Source organism: Streptomyces sp. NPDC031497 (assembly GCF_055580905.1).
In genome coordinates, this window is the sequence record NZ_JBVIKO010000020.1 from 4,150 (window position 1) to 23,123 (window position 18,974).

The following is an 18,974-nucleotide window of genomic DNA, read 5'->3' on the forward strand; positions in this document are numbered from 1 at the left end:
CTGACGAAAAACCATGAAAGCAGCCTCCCCCCCCCCCCCCCCCCCCCCCACAACCCCCCCCCCCCCCCCCCCGGTCCGGTGGCGGGCGTCGGTCACCCGAACTGGCCGGGCTGGTAGTCCCCGGCGGGCTGCTGATTGATGACGTTGATGCGGTTGTAGGCGTTGATGACGGCGACCAGGGAGATCAGGGCGACGAGCTGTTCCTCGTCGAAGTGCTTGGCGGCGTTCGCCCACACCTCGTCGGAGACGCCTCCGGCCGCGTCGGCGATCCGGGTGCCCTGTTCCGCCAGTTCCAGCGCGGCACGCTCCGCCTCGGTGAACACCGTCGCCTCACGCCAGACGGCGACCAGGTTGAGGCGCTGTGCGGTCTCCCCGGCAACCGCGGCGTCCTTGGTGTGCATGTCGGTGCAGAAACCGCAGCCGTTGATCTGGCTGGCGCGGATCTTCACCAGCTCCTGGACCGATGCGGGCAGCGTCGAGTCCGACACGGCCTTGCCGGCCGAGTTGATGTGCCTCAGCACCTTCCCCGCGAGCGGGTGGCCGAAGTAGTCGAGACGCGATTCCACGATGATCTCCTTGCTGTGTAGCGGATACACACCAATGACCGGAGCGGCCGGCCATGTGTGACGGGAAGCCGTGTGTGATGTGGGTCTCACCCGATGGATCCAGGATTGGCGGATTGGTCAAGACCAGGGCAGCTGCCGGTAAAGGCGAGGGCATGTGTCGGTCTTGGCGACCTGATGCCTGACGTGTGATGGCCAGGTGGCCATGTGGTGTTCATGTGGCGGCAGTTGGGCTGGGTCAAGGTGCGGTCGTTGTCAGCTCAGCTGCACGTCGGGAGGGCGTCATGACCACACAGGCAGACTCAACAGAGGGCAGACCTGCGGGGGGTTCGGAGGAGGGTTCGGAGGGGTTCAGCCGTCGTCACGCGCTGGGCCTGCTGGGGACCGCGGGGGCGGGCGCAGCCGCCACCGGGCTGCTCGGCGCGGGCGCGGCGCAGGCCGCACCGTACGCCGCTCCGGCCTTCCACCTCACCGCGGACTCCTCCGGCGCGCCCCCCGTCCAGGGCCTGCACCTGACCTTCGGGGCCGACCCGCGCACCCAGATGACGGTGTCGTGGATCACGGACCGGCCGGTGACCAAGCCCGTCGTGCGCTACGGCACCCTGGAGCACGGCTTCGGGTCCAGCAAGAAGGCCCAGACCGTCACCTACGTCGACGGCACCTCCAACCGCACCGTCTACGTCCACCACGCCCCGCTGAAGGGGCTCACCCCTGACACGGACTACCTGTACCTCGCCACGCACGAGGGGACGACCCCCGACAGCGGGACGTTCCGTACGGCTCCGCAGGGACGCCGGCCGGTCACCTTCACCAGCTTCGGCGACCAGTCCGCCCCGCAGGTGACCTGGGCGGCCAACGGCACGGTGGGGCTCGACGCGAACTCCACTCCCGCGACGAAGGACATCGTCACCGGCATCGAGCAGGTCGCCCCGCTCTTCCACCTCCTCAACGGCGACCTCTGCTACGCCAACCTGGACGTCGACCGGGTGCGTACCTGGAACAACTTCTTCACCAACAACACCCGTTCGGCCCGCTTCCGCCCCTGGATGCCGGCGGCCGGCAACCACGAGATCGAGAAGGCCAACGGTCCGATCGGGCTCGGTGCCTACCAGGCCTACTTCTCCCTCCCGTCCACCGAGACCGACGCCGAACTCGCCGGCCTCTACTACGCGTTCACGGCCGGCTCCGTCCGGGTGATCGTGCTGCAGAACGACGACAACTGCCTCCAGGACGGCGGCGACGTCTACATCAACGGCTACTCCGGAGGACGGCAGCTCTCCTTCCTGGAAAAGGAGCTGAAGGCGGCCCGGTCGTCGAGCGACGTCGACTGGGTGGTCGTCGCCATGCACCAGGTCATGGTCAGCTCCACGGACGCGAACGGCGCCGACCTGGGCCTGCGCCAGAAGTACGGCCCCCTCTTCGACCGGTACGGCGTGGACCTGGTGCTGTGCGGCCACGAGCACAACTACGAGCGTTCCCTGGCCGTCCGCGGAGTCGTCAGCGGAACCGAGACACTGACCCCCAACCCGGTCTCGACGGCCACCGACGACATCGACACCGGCCTCGGCACCGTGCACATGATCCTCGGCGGTGGCGGTGTCTCCGGCACCACCAACCAGAGCTTCTTCAAGGACGGCACCGGTAAGGTGATCACGTCCGTGTCGGCGACCCCCGGCTCCAACGGCAAGCGCACCTCCACCTACACCAAGGAGGAGGCGGTCTGGATCGGCGTCCGGGACACCGAACACCCCTACGGCTTCGCCGCCTTCACCGTCGACCCCGGCAGGCATCCGGGCGACACCACCCGGATGCACGTCACGTACTACAACGTGAACAAGCCGAACGGCGAACTGTCCGTCTTCGAGAACTTCACCCTGCACCGCAAGCGCTCCGACGGCCACGGCCACTGATCCCGAGTCTGGCGGGCCGACAGGGAAACGCGGGCCGGGCGGCATCCGCCCGGCCCGCTCACGGCTTCCCCGCGGCGGCCTCCACACTGGCCGAAAACCGACGAACTCCCGTCAGATCGGCAGGGATTGTACCGAAGCGCGCACTGGAAATACTTGGCTAAGCAAGTATATGCTCCCCCGTGGGGCAGGGTTGGCGGACAGAGCCGCACGCCCCTTTGGGAACTACCGCGCTGTAGCGCATGATCGGTGTCCCGGTTCAACAACATGACAAGCTTGTGGAAGGAAGTGCCGTGGCACCGGTGCTGGTCGGACTCGAAGGTCTGCTGGCGGGGGAGCGCATCCCGGTCCTGGACACCCGCGTCACCTTCGGGCGTAACTCGGAGAACACCGTCGTCATCTCCAGCCTCAGCGTCTCCCGCTTCCACGCGGAGATCGTCTTCGACGAGGACAAGGGTTACGTGCTGCGTGACCTGGAGAGCAGCAACGGCACCCTGGTCAACGGGGAGGAAGTGGAGTCCCGGCTGCTGCAGCCCGGTGACGAGATCTCCCTCGGTGACCAGGAGTTCCGCTTCGAGGTGGCGGACGCCATGGAGACGATGATGGCGCTCTCCCTCCCGCGATCCGTGACACACGGCCCGGAGGAGAGCGAACGCGGGCCCGTCCTGCGTGTCACCGTGGCCGGCGGCGGCCCGGTCGGCCTGTCCTTGGCCCTGCTCCTCGAGCACTTCCTCGGCCCCCAGGTGCAGATCACCGTCTACGACGGCAGGTGGCGCAAACAGGGCCGTAACGTCGTCTGGAAGGGCCCGGACGAGGGCAACGTACGGCGTCTGCAGGTGGTGACCGTGCAGAGCCGCCAGTACCTCGCCTGGCCGGAGGAGGTCCGGGAGCGCCTCTTCGACCCGGAGCACTTCACCGAGATGTGGCCCTCCGGTCCGGACTCGGTCGGCGACAACCACCCGCGCAACATGCGCATCGCCTATATCGAGGACCGGCTGCTGGAACTGGCGAACGAGAAGCGGGACCGGATCCGGCTGATACCCGCCCGGTTCACCGCGGAGGAACAGCAGGAGGCGCTCGCCACCCAGCATGTGCTGGCGATCTGCGACGGCGGTCGCTCGCGCACCCGGGACCGCTTCGCCGCCCGCTTCGGCAAGGCCGACGAGTCGATCTACTCCCTCGACGGGCGCCACCTGCAGGACGTCGTCCTCGGCCTGCGGGTGAAGTCCGGCCTGACCGACCCCATGGCCGTGCTGCTGACCGTCGCGCAGAACCGTTTCCTGCTCAACTCGCTGCGCGGCGAGGGCTTCCTCAACATGCGGCTGACCGACGCCGAGGCGGCGGAGGTCATCGGACTCGACCCGGTCCGCCGTGTCTTCGAGGAGTGCATCGCCTCCCGGCCGTGCCTGATGGACCGCGACGAGCATGGCGACTTCCAGTGTGCGACCCACGGCACGCTGTTCCTGCCCGCCCTGGTCAAGGGCTCACCGCTGTGGCGCCGGGTGCGCGAGGGGCTGCTGCTGTTCGGAGTCGAGTCCGACGACCTGACCGCCGTCACCAGCTTCCGTCTCGACATGGTGCAACGCCCCCGCTTCTCGGCCGAGTTGCTGCCTCCCACCGCCAACTCCCCGGGCACCTACGGCTTCCTGCTCGGCGACGCCGCCAACGCCATCCACTTCTGGCCGGGCCGTGGCCTGAACAGCGGTCTGGCTTCGGCGATCTCGCTGGCCCGGTCCCTCAACGGGGCGTGGCACGGGCGGCCGTTCCGGGACGCGGACTTCCTGCGCCACGAGGCGGCCATGTCGATGCTCCAGTACCGGCACAAGAGCCGGGCCTGGAAGGCGATGGTCACCACCGACGACCAGGGTGTCACCTGGGCCATCAAGGACATCATCGGCCACGGCATCGACGGGATCCCCGACGAGCCCGACCGTGAGGCGGACACCAAGACGCTCCTGGAGCGTATGCAGGCCATCCGCGCGCGTCTGTCCCTCCGGCTGGAGGGAATGCCGGACGACGAGGCGATCCTGGAGCGCCTGCGCACCCTGCAGCCCGCCACCCTGCGCATGCTCGTCCTCAGCGGCGCGTGGGACACGCTGACGATGGGTGGCGAAGAGGTCGACATCGACATCTTCTACGGCGAGGACTCGTCCGCGGCCGCCGCGGCCGTGGGCGCGCTGGAGCCGGCCGCCAAGCCGTAGGACGTACTCGGTCCGGCGTGCGCCGCCGGACCGACGGCCCGTTCGCCCGGCACCCCGGCGGCGGGGTGCGGTGGGTGCGGTGGCGGTCAGGTGTGGGGGCGGTGGCCCTTCTCCTGGTGCGGGTAGCTCTGGTGCGCCTGCGGGAGCGTGGGCTTGGGGAGAGTGGCGACCTCTTCCTTCGCCTTCTCCAACTGCTCGGCCGTGTTGTGAGGGAGGCGGGGCGGGCGCGGACGGGCCTCGCGGAACCGGAACGCCGAGGTGAGGTCACCGAAGGTCGCACGGCGCCAGTCGCTGACGTTCGGCTCCTCGACACCGGTGAACCGTTCGAGGAACTGCAGGGCGGAGGTGTGGTCGAAGGCCTCGGTGGCGACCCAGCCGCCCACCGTCCAGGGGGAGACGACGATGGCGGGGACCCGGAAGCCGCCGCCGATCGGCAGGCCCTGGATGAACTCGTCCTTGGTGCCCGCGGGCGGGGTCGGCGGGACCACGTGGTCGAACAGGCCGTCGTTCTCGTCGTAGTTGAGGATGAACGCGGTCTTGCGCCACACCTTGGGGTTCGAGGCGATCGCCTCGATCTTGGAGGCCACGTAGTCGGCGCCCGCGGCCGGGAGATAGTTCGGGTGTTCCGACTGGTGACTCGTGGGGCAGATCCACGACACCGTCGGAAGGCGGTCGTTGCGGGCGTCGTCCTCGAAGGTGCCGTGCGGCTGCGGGCGTACGCCCCGCTCGTACAGATCGGAGCCGGGCTTGGCGTTCTTGAACGTAGCGAACTGCTCCAGCATGTTCGTGCCGTAGTCGTCCTCCTCCTGGTACACCTTCCAGCTCACGCCGGCCGCCTGGAGGCGCTCCGCGTAGGTGGTCCAGCGGTACGGAGTGGGCGCGACGTTGCTGATGATCGGGCCGCCCTTGGTGCCGCCCGGGTCGATGCTCCCGGTCATCCACATCAGCCGGTTGGGCCAGGTGGGGCCGAAGACGGAGCAGAAGTAGTTGTCGCAGATGGTGAAGGTCTCCGCGAGGGCGAACTGGAAGGGGATGTCCTTGCGGGTGTAGTACCCCATCACGTACGGGCCGTTGACGCCGTCGGCCTTGCGGTGGGCGGGCAGCCACTGGTCCATCTTGCCGTTGTTCCAGGCCTGGTGCTGCACGGACCAGGCGTGGCTGGTCGACGGGATGGCCTGGGCGCTCGACGTGTGCGTGTCGAGGTGGAAGGGCAGCAGGTAGCCCTTGGGGTTGACGGCGTCGGGCTGGTAGAAGACGGACCGCCCGTTGGCCAGCTTCAGCGCGTGCGGGTCGGCGAAGCCGCGGACACCGGAGAGAGTGCCGAAGTAGTGGTCGAAGGAGCGGTTCTCCTGCATCAGCATGACGACGTGTTCGATGTCGCGCAGGGAGCTGTTCTTCGGCGGTCCGGCGGCGACGGCCTGCTGGACGCTGGGCGGCAGCAGGGAGAGGGCCGCGGCGCCACCGAGCGCGCCGGCTGCGGAGCCCAGGAGTCTGCGACGGGTCAACTCGGCCATGGATGCTCCATTCTCAGGTCCTCGGGGGCGAGAACCTTCGCGGGAGTGACGGCAGGCCCGGCCGTGAGGACGGGCCGCCGTTCACTGTGGGCCCCGGGAGATGGGGTGCATCAGGGGCGGCTGATGAACTCCGGGCCAACGCACGGAAGGAGTTGGCCAGGCGTTTGCCTGCAACACCCCTTGGTCGCACGGGTGTTGCCCGGCGTTGAAGAACGTTGGCTGCTACACCGGCTGGGTCACTGGCCCGGTGTGAGGATGTAGGTGTTGAGGGAGCCCACGGTCGTGAGCGGAGTCGGTGAACCGGTGTCGTAGCGGTCCACGGCGAGATAATTGGGCTTCTTGCGGGCGGCGGCGGTGCAGAAGCTCTGGGCGCGGTTGAGGAGTTTGCCGTTGTCGGTGGCGGCGGTGGAGCCGATCGGGTAGTCCCGGAAGTGGTTCATGACGAAGAGCGGGTGGAAGGCCGCCGAGTCGGTGGTGAGGGGTCTGTCGGTGCCCCAGCGGCTGTAGCAGGACCAGTCGGAGTCGCCTATGCCGCCGCCCATGGACCAGTAGTTCTCCACGGTCCATTCGCGCTGGTACATCACGCCGAAGGTGTCACGGGTGGCCCAGCCGTTGGCGGTGTCGCTCGCCCGGGTCCGGTCGCTGAAGATCAGCAGCTGCTTGCCGCGGGCGGCGAGATCGGCCATCGTGGGCCAGCCCTTGGCGGCCACGCCCTCCTGGTCCGGCCGGTAGAGCACGTCGGAGAGACCGCTGACCGAGGCCAGCGACGACTTCAGCACGTCGGAGGAGGCGTAGTCCTCCAGGAAGACCGTGGCGAACTGGCCGGGGTTCGCCCTGAGGAAGTCGACCATGCGCTGGAGGTCGGTGGCGAGCGGGACGGGGTTGCTGACGCCGTCGCAGCTGTTGTGGCAGAGCACGGCCTGGCCGGAGACCGTGTAGTCGTCGAGCATGAAACCGCGGACGCCGTCGGACAGCTGCCGGCTGATGCCGTAGTTCTGGTTGGGGAACAGGTTGACGGGGAACGAGGCGAAGTTGCCGTCGGAGCCGTTGGCGAAGGCGTTGTGCGCGGTCAGGAAGGTGGCCTGGTCCAGGGTGCGGGTGTCGGCGGAGGGCATCGCCGTGGTGGCGTAGGAGACCGGGGTGAGGTACCAGCGGGCGAGGTCGCCCGCGGAGCCGAGCTGTACGGCGCCGGAGTCCGAGGCGGAGCCGGTGAGGTACTGCGAGGTGCTGGGGACGGCGACGGTGTAGGTGCTGTCGGCGCCGGCCGTGATGCTCCAGGTGGTGCCGTCCGCGCCGCAGGCGGCGGTCACCGCGGCGGTGCCGCTGCGTCCGAGGCAGGTGCCGGACTCGTCGGCGTTCTGGAGCTGGTAGCCGCCGCCGACCGCGACGACCGCCCACTGCTGATGGTCCTCGTTGCCCTTGGGGTTGTGGGCCGCCACGGTGCCACCGCTGTCGGCCGCGTCGAGGCCGGTGACGAAGTTCTGCAGATAGACCGAGGAGACGGGGACGGCCGCCGAGGCGGTGCCCGGCAGCAGGGCAGGCGCCGACAGGGCGAGGACGGCGGAACAGCACAGGACGCGCAGGGGGTGCAGTCGCACGGGATATCCCTTCACTCTGACACGAGATCTGACACGAGATGCCAACGCTGTCAGAGGCATGGGATATCTGGTGGGACGTGTGCTGCGCCAGTGGTCCTGAAGGAATTCCTTCTCCCGCAACGAGAAGTGACGATACGTCAGCCATCCGAGGTTCAGTGGACCGGCCGAGTTCCGGCAGGCAGACGCCTCCCTCCCGGATGTCTGCCGTGGGCCGGCAGCTTCCGGGAGGGACGAATGGCCTGCGGGTCCTCGCGCTCACACGGACGCAGGAAAGCCGAACCGCTTGACAAGTCCCGGATCCCCGAACGCGTTGATTCTCGCGATGCCCGCCGAGGTCACGGTGAGCAGGAGGACGCCGTAGGCCTGACCACGGTGGTAGGCGACCACCGCGGGCTGGCCGTTCGCGCCGGTCGGCAGCAACCGCCAGGTGCCCGGCGAGCCCAGGACCTGCCGCACGAGATAGGGCAGGCAGGTGGCGCGGCCGGAGAACCAGGTGCGCCAAGGCGTCGCCTCGACGCTGGCGTCGACACGCAGCACCTGTTCGAGCGCCGCGCCGTCGGCCTCCTCGACCGCCGCGATGTAGTGGGCGAGGACGGCGCTCAGCTCGCCGGGCTCGACCGTTTGCTCGACGTCGGGAGGCACCTGTGCCAGCCGCGCACGCGCGCGCTGCAGCGTGCTCTTGACCGCTGCCGTGCTGCTGCCCATCACCTGCGCGACGTCCGACGCCGGCCACGCCAGGACGTCGCGCAGGATGAACACCGCCCGCTGGCGGCCCGGCAACTCCTGGAGCGTGGCGATCAGCGCGATCCGCAGGCTGTCGCGCGCCGTGACGATCGCCGCCGGGTCGAGCATCGAGTCGGGAACGGGCTGAACCCACTGCGAGTCCGCGGGTATCGGCGGCGTCATGGGGTCGTCGGAAGGGCCGCCGAGTCCCGACGGCAGGAAACGCCTACTGCGGTGCGACAACGCGGACAGGCATGCGTTGGTGGCGATCCGGTGGAGCCAGGTGCGCACCGACGACCTGCCCTGGAACGCCTCGTACGAACGCCACGCACGCAGGTAGGTCTCCTGGACCACGTCCTCGGCGTCGTCCACCGATCCGAGCATGCGATAGCAGTGCGCCAGCAGCTCACGCCGGTAGGGTTCCGTGTCCGTCGCGAAATCTCCCATTCCGATCGACACTACGGGGCGTAGGTGAGCGTGACGACTCCTGTCGCGCTCGGTGTCGCGGCCACGAACCGCAGCGAGCCCGGCAGCGCGCTCTCGAAGAGCCGCTTTCCCTCGCCGACGAGAACGGGGTGTACGCCGAGGTTCAGCTCGTCGATCAGGTTGTGCTGGAGCAGAGTTCGCATCAACGTGGAGCTGCCGTACATGACGATGTCGCCGCCGGGCTCCTGCTTGAGCTTGGCGACCGTCTGCGCGGCTTCGCCGGTGAGGGCGGTGGCGTTCCAGGGCAACGGGCCGCGCGGCGTCCTCGTCACCACGAGCTTGGGAATGCTGTTCATCGCCTCCGCGTACGGCCCGGTGTTGCGCGACCAGGCCTTCTCGATGATCTCAAAGGTCGCCCGCCCCAGCAGAAAGGTGTCGCTCGCCAGGAGAGCGTCGGTGGCCCGCCGGCGCGAGGTGTCGTCGAAGTAGTCCAGTGCCCAGCCGCCGCGTTTGATCTCGCTGAATCCGCCCGGATCCTGGACCACGCCGTCAAGCGTGACGAATGCCCCCGCGATGAGCTTGCGCATGGTGTTCTCCGTCCTCGGGGTCGGACGTTCCGGCCCTCCCATAGGAAGACTCGGGTCAGCTCCCGGAGGAATCGGTGCCCGGAGCACGGCTTCATGGCCGCTGACGGGTCGCGTGGTGCCGTGCGGCTCGGCGTGCGGCGAGTGGCTGGAGCCCTGGGTCGCCGCACACCGCCAGGAACTGCTCGACCCCATCTCCTGAGGATCTCCGCCGACGGCTTCGGATGCAGGTGTGGAGCGGTCGCCGCGAGTCCGGAACCGGCGCGTCTCAGCGGATCGCGGAGCCGGTGATCGTCTCGGCGAGAGGGTCGCCCGCCAGGAACGCGGCCAGCTCCGTCCGGCCGGGCGCCGTGGCCGGGCCGCGCCTGGTCACCGCGTAGGCCGCCGCCGCGTTGGCGCCGCGCGCCGCCGTCAGCGGGTCGAGCCCCTGGCCGAGCAGGGCGAGGAACGCACCGACGTGGGCATCGCCCGCGCCGTTGCTGTCGACCGCCGTGACCGGGAACCCCGGTACGTGCGCGGGCGGCCGACCGGGGGCGGCCAGCCAGCAGCCGTCCTTGTCGGCCCGTACGAGTACACCGGCCCCAGGCGCCAGCCGTCGCCGGAGAGCCGCCGCCGCGGAGCGGGGGTCCTCGTGCCCGGTCATGAGGCGCGCCTCGCGGGCGTTGGCGCTCAGCCAGTCGGTCCGTGCGAGGACAGGGCCGAGGACGCCCTCGGGGATGTCGGCGACCAGCGGCCCCGGATCGACACAGAGGGTGATCCCGGCGGGCAGCGCGGCGGTGAGGCCGGACAGCAGCGGGCCGTTGCCCGGCAGGGCCAGCCCGTAACCGGAGAGCTGGAGAAGGTCACCGGGGCGCAAGTGTGCCGCGACGGCGGCCGCGTCGGCCGGGGTCAGGGTCGCTTCGGCCCCGAAGCTGGTCACGAAGGTGCGCTCGCCGCCGGAGTCGACCAGGGCCACCGTGAAGCCGGTGTCCCGGTCCGTGCGGGCGGGCAGCAGCGTCCCGATGTCCTCGGCGGCCAGCGCCGAGCGGACGAGGTCGCCGTGCGGTCCGGTGCCGTGCAGACCGGCGTAGACGGCCTCCGTGCCCAGGCGGCGGGCCGCCACCAGCATGTTGAAGCCGCCGCCGGCGGTCGTCTCGGTGCGGGTGCCGATGACGTCGCCGCCGCGTTCCGGCAGCGCGGGCACCTCGATCACCAGATCGGCGATCACGTTCCCGGCGAGGACCACCCTGCCGGTCATCGCCCGGCTCCCTGGAGGCGCGTGGAGGCGGGTTCGCCGCCGCCGTCGGGGACCGGGGTGTCCCGTCGGCCGAAGAGCGCGTACACCCCGGCGGCGACGGCCATCGAGATGGCCCAGCCGAGGCCGTTGACGCCGAACCAGGTGTCGGAGAGCGGGCCCGCGAACCAGACGTCGGCCGCACTGGTGGACGCCTTGGTGAAGAGCAGGCCGGCCACGATGGCGAGGGCCCAGCCGAGCACGGCGGGCAGGCGCAGGCCGCCCGTGTACCAGTACGCGCTGGAGCGGGTGGTGTCCATCAGGGCCTGCTCGTCGTAGGTACGGCCGCGCAGCGAGTCCACCGCGACCACCCCGATCCAGGCCGAGATGGGGACGGCGAGCAGGGTCAGGAAGGTCGAGAACGGGCCGTAGAAGTCGTCGGCGATCAGCATGAAGTAGATACCGCCGGCGAACATGACGACGACGTCGATGGCGACGGCGTAGGCGCGCGGCACCCGCAGGCCGAGGGTGATCATCGTGAGTCCCGCGGAGTACGTGGAGAGGTGGTTCGACATCAGCAGTCCGCCGAAGGCCGCGACAAGGTACGGGATCGCCATCCAGGACGGCAGCATCGCGTTGATCGCCGCGACCGGGTCCGAGGCGGTGGCCAGCGTCCGGTCGCCCGCGGAGAGCAGCGAGCCGAGCGAGATCAGCAGCACCAGCGGGATGCCCGCGCCGAAGGCCGAGGCCACCACGAGCCGCCGGCCGGGGATCGCGCGGGGCAGGTAACGGGCGTAGTCCGCACCGGCGTTGGCCCAGCCGATGCCCGTGCCGGAGGCGATGAACCCCACACCGGCGACCACCGCGCTGGCCGGCCCCGCCGGGGCGTCGAGGACCTTGCTCCAGTCGACGGTCGAGATCAGGAAGCCCATCACGACGAGGTTGAGGACGCCGAAGACGACCGTGGCCCACTTGTTGATCCACATGATGGTGGCATGGCCGAGGCCGCTGATCAGCAGGGTGCAGGCGATGAACACCAGCAGGCAGACGAGAGTGAGCAGGGTGTTCCGCCGGATGCCGAACGCCGTGTCGAGCAGGGCCAGCAGGGCGTAGGCCGCGGTGGTCGTGGAGATGGTCTCCCAGCCGACCCGGCTCAGCCAGGTGATCAGGGTCGGACCCGCGTTGCCCCGCTGCCCGAAGACCGCGCGGGACAGGGTGAGAGCCGGGGCGCCGCCCTTCTTGCCCGCCAGGCTCAGGGCGCCCACCAGGGCGAAGGAGCCGAAGGATCCGAGGACGGCGACGAGCACCGACTGCCAGATGTCCAGGCCGCGGAAGGCCACCAGGGTGGCACCGAGCGGCAGTCCGAGGATGCTGATGTTGGCGGCGAACCAGGTCCAGAACATCTGGCCGGCGTGGCCGTGCCGTTCACTGTCGGGGACCGGTTCGATCCCGCGGGTCTCGATGGCACCGACGCGATCGTTCGTCTTCGAAACGGCCATGACGGAACCTCCTTGCAGGGTGCGGTGCGGAAGGGCGGGCGGTGTCGTGATCCAGGGCGGCGCCTGACGCGCGCTCCTGGTGAGGGCGGATGAATCAGCGGAAGGTGAGCAGACGGGCCGTCAGAGACTCCAGGTCGAGGGAGTTGACGGTGCGGAGGGTGCGTACGGCCTCGGCGGGCAGCGCGGAGAGGCCCGCGACCGAACCGGCCACCGCCCCGGCGATCGCGCCGATGGTGTCGCTGTCGCCGCCGAGGTTGGCGGCGAGCAGCGCGGTCCGCCACGGATCGCCGTCGGCCAGGGCGAGTACCGCGAAGGCGGCGGGCACCGACTCCTGGCTCGCCACGCTGGTGCCGACGAGCGCGACCACCCGGTCCAGGGCCTCGGCCTCCGGGAGGTCCCGTACCAGCTGCCACGCCCATTCGATCCGGGCGGCGATGTCCGCCCCGGCGATCCAGTGCCCGCGCCGCGCACCGGCTCGGGCGGCGGTCAGGGCGGCGGTGATGGCCTCGCCGAGCGAGCCGCCGCCCACGCCCGTGCTGACCGCGGCGGCAACCGCGGCGGCGCCCGCGATGCCGATCGTCGTGTCATGGGTGACCTGGCAGGACTCCACCACCCGGTCGACGAACGGGTCGAGCGGGTCGGCGGCGAAGGCGATCCCCACCGGGGTGACGCGCATCGCGGCGCCGTTCGTCGTGCCGTTGCGGCCCGCCTCCTGGGGGGAGACCCCACGGGCCACCGCGTCCAGCGCGGCCTTGGTGGACGGACCGAGGAGATCGAAGGACCCCTTGGCCTTCATCTCCTTCTCCCAGTCGAGCAGTTCATGGGCCAGGCGCAGCGGATCGATCCGGCCGTGGCCCTCGTCGATGAGCCGGGCGACGATGACGGCCTGCTCGGTGTCGTCGGTGACGGACCCTGCGGGCATCCCCGCGCTCACCGGATTGTCGGGCCGGGCGGCCTCGAAGCCGGTGAGGGTGCCGTAGACCCGGACGACGTCCTCCCGGGACATCACCTGGGTGGGCATGCCGAGGGCGTCACCGAGGGCGAGTCCGTAGAAGGCGCCCAGAGCGCGGTCGAGTCGGTCGGTCACGAGCGGCCTCCATGGCCCGAGCGGACGTGCAGTTCGAAGTGGGCGGGATCGAGCAGACTGCTGACCTGCTCGACCACCGAGCCGTCGGCGGCCCGGTACACCTGGTCCAGGCGGAGGAAGGACTCGCCGGGGGAGCGGTGCAGTGCGACCGCCTCGTCCGCCGCCAGGCCGCGCACCGAGACGACCCCCTCACCGGAGTCGGTGACCCGGCCCGCCGCGATCAGCTCGCGGCTGAGCGAACCGCCGTCGAGACCGCGTTCGGGCAGCCCGGCCAGGCTCCCGGTGGCCGGCACCCGGCTGCGCTCCAGCGACACGCCCGGCCCGTCGGGCAGCCGTCTGACCCGGTCCAGGGCGATGAACGTGTGCGACGTGAGCCCCAGCCGGGCGGCCAGCTCCGGATCCGTCACCTCTTCGAAGCGGAGGATCTCCGTGGTGAGTTCCGTGCCCTGCTCGGCCAGGGACCGGGTCCAGCCGAGGCGGTTGTCGATCGGCGTCCCGTCGAAGGTGACGAACGAGCCGATCCCGGCGTGGGTGGCGATGAGGCCCTCCTCGCCGAGAACCTGAAGAGCCTGCCGAAGGGTGGTCCGGCTGACGCCGAACCGCTCGGTGAGCGCGTGCTCCCCGGGGAGCCGGCTGCCGTCGGCATGGACTCCGGCGCGGATCTCGTCGGCGAGGACGCGGGCGATGCGATGGTGCTTGTGAACCTGTCCAGGCATGTCTAGACAGTAGGTGAACAAGTGTCGGCGGTCCAGACCCCTCGGGGGGATTTCGCCCCGACTCTAAACTTGACTCTGTCAAAACTGGCGGACTATGTTCGATGTGTGCCCAGGGAGCGAAGGCTCGTCGCGGCACATGGCCATCCCTGTCGGAAACGCCTTCTGTCTGCCCGAGGGTGCGCAGCACGGCGTCGGCGGGATGCGGAAACCACGCACCCCACTTCGCAAGGCGAGTGGGCCAGTTCTCTCTTCGGGAAGCACCATGCACTGTTACGACTGCGCCCAGGACGGGCGAAACGAGACCACCGGGATCGGCGCCTGTACCCGCTGCGGACTCTTCACCTGCGCCGACCACGCGCGGATCCTGCGGACGACCGTCCAGCGGCCGATCGGCGTGATCCCCATGACGAGCGTCCGCCCCGCCCGGCGTCTCGTCTGCGGCTCCTGCCGCACCGCGGAAGCCTCCTAGGGGCGTCTGTTCAGATCTGACCGAGTCAACTCTTGGTTGTATCGTGGGCGCCGGCATCGCGGCCGCGCGGCCCGGATCTGCGGAGGGGAGCGACCATGGAGCAGCTGGTGGGCGACCTGCTCAAGCGCAAGGGGCTGCGCAGCACGGCCCAGCGCCGGGCGGTGCTGACCGCACTGCGGGGCCATCCGCACTCCACCGCGGCCGACCTGGAGACGCGCATCGGGGCGGACCCGGCCGCGGCCGGCGGACTCTCCCGGCAGGGCCTGTACAACGTCCTGGAAGACCTGACGAAGGCGGAGCTCGTCCGCTGTATCGAGCCCGCCGGCTCACCTGCCCGGTACGAGCTGCGGGTCGGCGACAACCATCATCACCTCGTCTGCCGCCGCTGCGGCCGGATCGAGGACGTCGACTGCAGTGTGGGCGCGGCACCCTGTCTCACGCCCGAGAAGGACCTGGGCTTCGCCGTCGACGAGGCCGAGATCACCTGGTGGGGACTGTGCGCGGAGTGCCAGAAGGCCATCGGCGCCTGAACCGGCCGCCGGTGGCCGGACGTGCCGTCCCGGCAGGGTGCACGGGCACCCGCCCGGTGACGTCCGCCTGCGCCGCACACACCGGACACAGACCGGACGCAGACCCTCGTCCTGGGCGCGGGGCTCACCGCCGAGGCGCTTGCACGCGTCCTGCTGGTGTTCGTACTGCCGGTGGCCACGGCCGCCGCCGTCACGCCGCCGCTGGAGTACGCGGTGCTCGCCCCCTCGTCGCCTGGACCGTGCCGTGGCGCCGCCGGATCCTGGCCGACACGGCACCAGGTTCCCCGCCCCGACCGGGCACGGTCGCGCCCTCCTTGGAAGGAGCGCGCCCGGAACCCCGGCCGACGCCGCGGTGACACAGGTCACCCTGCTGTTTGAGCCGATCGCGGAATGCACACCCGGTCCATCTCGCTGCAACGTTCTTGGGGTGTGCTGGGCAAGGGCGCTCGGCGCGACGGGCCCCGGAGGCCGAAGACACCTCCCGGTCCCGTTCCGCTCCCCGTCCCCGGACCACCGTCCCCGAAAGGTTCGCTCACCCACCATGCCTCTGGCTCTACTGGCCCTTGCCGTCGTCACGTTCGGAATCGGCACCACCGAGTTCGCCACCATGGGGCTGCTGCCCCAGATCGCGGACGGACTCGGTGTGTCGGTGCCGCACGCCGGCAACCTCGTGTCGGCCTACGCCCTCGGCGTGGTCGTCGGCGCCCCCGTCCTGACGGGCATCGGCGCCCGGGTGTCCCACAAGCGGCTGCTGCTCCTGCTGACCGGGCTGTTCGTGGTGGGCAACACGGCGTCCGCGCTCGCCCCGGACTTCGGAACGCTCTTCGCCGCCCGCTTCCTGGCCGGACTGCCGCACGGCGCGCTGTTCGGCGTGGGCGCCGTCGTCGCCTCCCGGCTGGTGGCTCCGGAGCGCGCCGCACGCGCCGTCTCCAGCGTCTTCCTCGGACTCACCGTCGCGAACATCGTCGGCGTTCCCGCCGGTACCGCCCTCGGCCAGCATCTGGGCTGGCGGTACGCCTACTGCGCGGTCGCCGTCATCGGCCTCGTCGCGCTCGCCGCGCTCGCCCTCCTCGTGCCCCACCAGCCGCGCGGCCCGCAGGCGGGCATCCGGCGGGAACTGCGGGCGATGGGCAACCGGCAGGTCTTCATCGGCCTGGGCACCGCCGTCGTCGGATTCGGCGGTTTCTTCGCCGTCTACAGCTACCTGGTCCCCATGCTGACGCACCTGACCGGCATCTCCGACTCCTCGACCACGTGGGTCCTGGCCCTGTACGGCGTCGGCATGACCCTCGGCACCCTGGCCGCGGGTCCCCTCACCGACCGGGCCCTGCGCCCGACGCTGTATGCCGGGATCATCCTGCTCGCGGCCGCGCTGGTGACGTTCTACTTCACCGTCCACAGCACGGTGCCGGCCCTGGTGACGGTCACCTTCATCGGCGCGATGGGCGCGCTCATCACCACGCCCGTCCAGATGCTGCTGATGCTGAACGCGAAGGACGCCCCGACGATGGCGGCCGCCTCCAACCACTCCGCCTTCAACATGGCCAACGCGGCCGGCGCCTGGCTCGGCGGCCTGGTCATCTCGGCGGGCTGGGGCTGGGCCGCCCCCAACCTGGTCGGCGCGGCCCTCGCGATGGCCGGCCTGGCGCTGGCCGTCACCGGCGGCATCCTGGACCGCGGCAACCGCCCCTCGAAGGTGATCACCTCCCAGGGCAGCGGTGAGGCGGGCCATGCCTCCGTGGCCGCGGCCACCGCTGAGGTCGGCCCAGAGCGTGCTGTCGAGGATCGTCGCCCCGCCACCTGACGCACCGGCCCGCGCTGCCGGGCACCCACGGGCGGCGCCGACCGGACCGGAACCGGAGGCGCCGGCAGGAAGGTGCCGGCGCCCAGGTAGAACGGCACGCCCAGGTCGGTGGCGTCCGCGAGCTTCCCGGCGACGTACGGGGCCAGGCCGCCGCCGATGAACAGCAGGAACCCGTCCGCGGAGGAGGCCACCGGACCACCCGCGAGACCACCATCACCGCCTGCTTGGTGAGGGTGTTGTTGATGCCGACTGAGACGGCGTCACATCCCCGGGCCGGCGGCTGCCGTTCCGGGTGGCCCCGCCCGTCACAGATCCACGCGTACTCCCCACCCCTGTGCGAGCGCCACGTCGTAGGCCACCCGGACCGCGGCGACGTCCAGAGCCGCGTGACCGGTGGACTTGAAGACAGTGAGGGTGTCGGTGTCACCGCCCCGGCCCGGGTGGTCGCCGGCCAGGACGGACCCGAGGAGGGTCACCGTCCGGCCGGGGGAGAGGTCCTGGAGCTCATGGGCGCCGGCCGGTGGCGGTGCGTCGGCCGCACCGGTCCACTCGGCGAACAGGACCGCGTCCTCTACGCTGCCGGGATCCAGTTCCGGCCCCTGCGAACCGCCGACCGACGAGACATGGACGCCGGGAGCGAGCCACTCGCGGCGGATGACGGGAGCGGTGGCGCCGGTGCAGCAGAACACCACATCGGCTCCGAGTACGGCGTCCTCGATACCGGCGGCGACCCGTGCGCCGGGATACAGTGCCGCCGCCGCACCGGTCCGCTGCGGATCACGGCCGGCCACCGTCACCTCGGCCTCGGGCCGCACCGCCGCGAGCAGCGCAAGCTGGGCGCGGGCCTGGGCGCCCGTCCCCACCACCGCCACCCGGCCGAGGCCGGGGCGGGTGGCCAGGGCCAGCGCGCTCTGCGTGGCGGACGCCGCCGTGCGGACCTCGGTCAGCGACTCGCCGTCCACGAGCGCCAGCGCCCGTCCGTCGTGCTCGTCGAACAGCGCCACCAGCCCCCGGTGGAAACCGCGTCCGGGATGGCCGGGATCCGCGGTCACGGTCACCAGCTTCGCGGCCAGCCCGAGCCCCGGGACGTAACCGGGCATCGCGCCGAGCAGGCCGGTCGGCGTCCGGGCGGCGATCCGGGCCGGGGCGGAGACCTCGTCGCGGGCGACGGCGACGAGCGCCCGGGCCACCGCGTCGAGCACGGCGTCGGCGCGCAGTGCGGCGGCCGTCTGCCGGCGGTCCAGCACCAGCACGCCGCTCACCGGGCGGCCTCCGCCGGCTCGGCGGTCAGGGCCGTCACCAGCTCGTCCGTGGCCGCGCGCAACTCCCGCTCCACGGAGGCCAGTTTCGGCTCGTCGAACTCGGGGTCCGGTCCCACGACCGTCAGCGCGCACACCGGAGCACCCGGAGCGGGCACCACCGCCCGGCTCACGGACGCGACCAGCTTGTCGTTACGGCCGTGCTCCACTGCGACACCGGTACGCTCCACCTCGGCCAACTCCCGCGCCAGGTCGTCGGTGTCCGCCGACAGCCCGTCCAACCACCGTTTCCTCGCCTCCGGTTCGAGCGCGGCGACCAGGGCCAGCGGCCCGGCGAACCGGCGTACCGGCAGCAGCTCGCCCCGCAAGTGGCTGATCATGGCGAGCCGTTCGGGCCTGACCACGTCGATCACCCGGGCGCCGCCCTCCTCCAGCACCTGGAGGTTGACCATCATCGAGGTCGCCGCGGAGAGCCGTTCCAGCACCGGACGGGCCAGCGCGGTCAGCGAGTTGCCCGCGGCCGAGGCGGACATGCGCAGCACCGCGGCGCCGGGCAGATAGCGGTCCCCGGCCCGCAGCACCCAGCCCCGCCGGACCAGGTCCAGCAGGATCCGGTAGGCGGTGGCGCGGTGCAGGCCCACCTCGGCGGCCAGATCGGTCAGCCGCACCGGGTGCGGTGCGCGCGAGACGGCCTCGACCAGGTCGAGCGCCTTGTCCACGGCCGACCGGGGCGGTGCCGCGGCACGGGATGCGACGGGCATGGCAGCAGCTCTTCTCTCTCGTCCACGGAGTGGCCACGGGCCGGGGTGCCCCTGTCCGGTGCCTGGTCCGGTGTGCTGTCCGGTGCATGGTCCCGCCTGGTCCTGCGCCAGGTCCGGTGT

General features: G+C 71.0%; 16 protein-coding genes and 1 pseudogene. 5 read left to right on the forward strand and 12 right to left on the reverse strand.

The features are described 5' to 3' along the window. Nucleotides 1-92: 92 nt before the first annotated feature. Nucleotides 93-566 carry a carboxymuconolactone decarboxylase family protein gene (locus ACZ5K7_RS33525; RefSeq protein ID WP_351712623.1) on the reverse strand — a complete coding sequence of 158 codons (474 nt, stop codon included), beginning with the start codon at nucleotides 564-566 and terminating at the stop codon, nucleotides 93-95. Nucleotides 567-847: 281 nt separating this feature from the next. Between ACZ5K7_RS33525 and ACZ5K7_RS33530 the strand changes: the two genes are divergently transcribed. Next, nucleotides 848-2,473, forward strand: a complete 1,626-nt coding sequence (locus ACZ5K7_RS33530) for a purple acid phosphatase family protein (protein WP_468919307.1) — start codon at nucleotides 848-850, stop codon at nucleotides 2,471-2,473. A gap of 290 nt (nucleotides 2,474-2,763) precedes the next feature. Further along, on the forward strand, nucleotides 2,764-4,671 hold the full coding sequence (locus ACZ5K7_RS33535) for an FHA domain-containing protein (protein WP_468919310.1): 1,908 nt from the start codon (nucleotides 2,764-2,766) through the stop codon (nucleotides 4,669-4,671). Between the two features lie 86 nt (nucleotides 4,672-4,757). Here ACZ5K7_RS33535 and ACZ5K7_RS33540 read toward each other — a convergent pair whose 3' ends face one another. The 8 genes from ACZ5K7_RS33540 to ACZ5K7_RS33575 all read right to left on the reverse strand — a co-directional run bounded on the left by ACZ5K7_RS33540 (nucleotide 4,758) and on the right by ACZ5K7_RS33575 (nucleotide 14,031). After that, entirely contained in the window at nucleotides 4,758-6,185 is a 1,428-nt protein-coding gene (locus tag ACZ5K7_RS33540; RefSeq protein WP_468919312.1) for an alkaline phosphatase family protein, read from the reverse strand. 236 nt (nucleotides 6,186-6,421) lie between these two features. After that, nucleotides 6,422-7,843, reverse strand: a complete 1,422-nt coding sequence (locus tag ACZ5K7_RS33545) for an RICIN domain-containing protein (protein ID WP_468919314.1) — start codon at nucleotides 7,841-7,843, stop codon at nucleotides 6,422-6,424. 195 nt (nucleotides 7,844-8,038) lie between these two features. Continuing rightward, nucleotides 8,039-8,953, reverse strand: a complete 915-nt coding sequence (locus ACZ5K7_RS33550) for an RNA polymerase subunit sigma-70 (RefSeq protein ID WP_468919317.1) — start codon at nucleotides 8,951-8,953, stop codon at nucleotides 8,039-8,041. Between the two features lie 11 nt (nucleotides 8,954-8,964). Continuing rightward, nucleotides 8,965-9,519 (reverse strand): dihydrofolate reductase family protein, encoded by a 555-nt coding sequence (locus tag ACZ5K7_RS33555; protein ID WP_468919320.1) that lies wholly within the window; start codon nucleotides 9,517-9,519, stop codon nucleotides 8,965-8,967. Nucleotides 9,520-9,784: 265 nt separating this feature from the next. Next, nucleotides 9,785-10,753, reverse strand: coding sequence for a PfkB family carbohydrate kinase (locus ACZ5K7_RS33560; protein WP_468919323.1), 969 nt, complete (start codon nucleotides 10,751-10,753; stop codon nucleotides 9,785-9,787). Then, the gene (locus tag ACZ5K7_RS33565) at nucleotides 10,750-12,228 is read right to left on the reverse strand and encodes a purine-cytosine permease family protein (RefSeq protein WP_468919326.1); all 1,479 of its coding nucleotides are present in this window, start codon (nucleotides 12,226-12,228) and stop codon (nucleotides 10,750-10,752) included. Before ACZ5K7_RS33565 ends, ACZ5K7_RS33560 begins: the two co-directional genes overlap by 4 nt. Nucleotides 12,229-12,322: 94 nt before the next feature. Beyond that, the gene (locus ACZ5K7_RS33570; protein WP_468919329.1) at nucleotides 12,323-13,315 is read right to left on the reverse strand and encodes an ADP-ribosylglycohydrolase family protein; all 993 of its coding nucleotides are present in this window, start codon (nucleotides 13,313-13,315) and stop codon (nucleotides 12,323-12,325) included. Then, nucleotides 13,312-14,031, reverse strand: coding sequence for a GntR family transcriptional regulator (locus tag ACZ5K7_RS33575; protein ID WP_468919332.1), 720 nt, complete (start codon nucleotides 14,029-14,031; stop codon nucleotides 13,312-13,314). The genes ACZ5K7_RS33570 and ACZ5K7_RS33575 overlap by 4 nt, the downstream gene beginning before the upstream one ends. Nucleotides 14,032-14,293: 262 nt before the next feature. Here ACZ5K7_RS33575 and ACZ5K7_RS33580 point away from each other — a divergent pair, with 262 nt between their 5' ends. The 3 genes from ACZ5K7_RS33580 to ACZ5K7_RS33590 all read left to right on the forward strand — a co-directional run bounded on the left by ACZ5K7_RS33580 (nucleotide 14,294) and on the right by ACZ5K7_RS33590 (nucleotide 16,834). Beyond that, nucleotides 14,294-14,500 (forward strand): DUF2180 family protein, encoded by a 207-nt coding sequence (locus tag ACZ5K7_RS33580; protein ID WP_351712645.1) that lies wholly within the window; start codon nucleotides 14,294-14,296, stop codon nucleotides 14,498-14,500. Nucleotides 14,501-14,595: 95 nt separating this feature from the next. Beyond that, nucleotides 14,596-15,030 carry a Fur family transcriptional regulator gene (locus tag ACZ5K7_RS33585; RefSeq protein ID WP_468919335.1) on the forward strand — a complete coding sequence of 145 codons (435 nt, stop codon included), beginning with the start codon at nucleotides 14,596-14,598 and terminating at the stop codon, nucleotides 15,028-15,030. Between the two features lie 541 nt (nucleotides 15,031-15,571). Further along, nucleotides 15,572-16,834 (forward strand): MFS transporter, encoded by a 1,263-nt coding sequence (locus tag ACZ5K7_RS33590; protein ID WP_351712649.1) that lies wholly within the window; start codon nucleotides 15,572-15,574, stop codon nucleotides 16,832-16,834. Between the two features lie 50 nt (nucleotides 16,835-16,884). On the opposite strand, the pseudogene ACZ5K7_RS33595 reads toward ACZ5K7_RS33590, so the two are convergent. The 3 genes and pseudogenes from ACZ5K7_RS33595 to ACZ5K7_RS33605 all read right to left on the reverse strand — a co-directional run. Next, nucleotides 16,885-17,084: pseudogene (locus tag ACZ5K7_RS33595) on the reverse strand (MFS transporter); the annotation flags it as partial. Nucleotides 17,085-17,139: 55 nt separating this feature from the next. Next, nucleotides 17,140-18,096: an ornithine cyclodeaminase family protein gene (locus ACZ5K7_RS33600; protein WP_468919338.1), complete on the reverse strand. Its 957-nt coding sequence runs from the start codon at nucleotides 18,094-18,096 to the stop codon at nucleotides 17,140-17,142. Then, on the reverse strand, nucleotides 18,093-18,854 hold the full coding sequence (locus tag ACZ5K7_RS33605; RefSeq protein WP_468919341.1) for an IclR family transcriptional regulator: 762 nt from the start codon (nucleotides 18,852-18,854) through the stop codon (nucleotides 18,093-18,095). The genes ACZ5K7_RS33600 and ACZ5K7_RS33605 overlap by 4 nt, the downstream gene beginning before the upstream one ends. Between the last annotated feature and the right edge of the window lie 120 nt (nucleotides 18,855-18,974).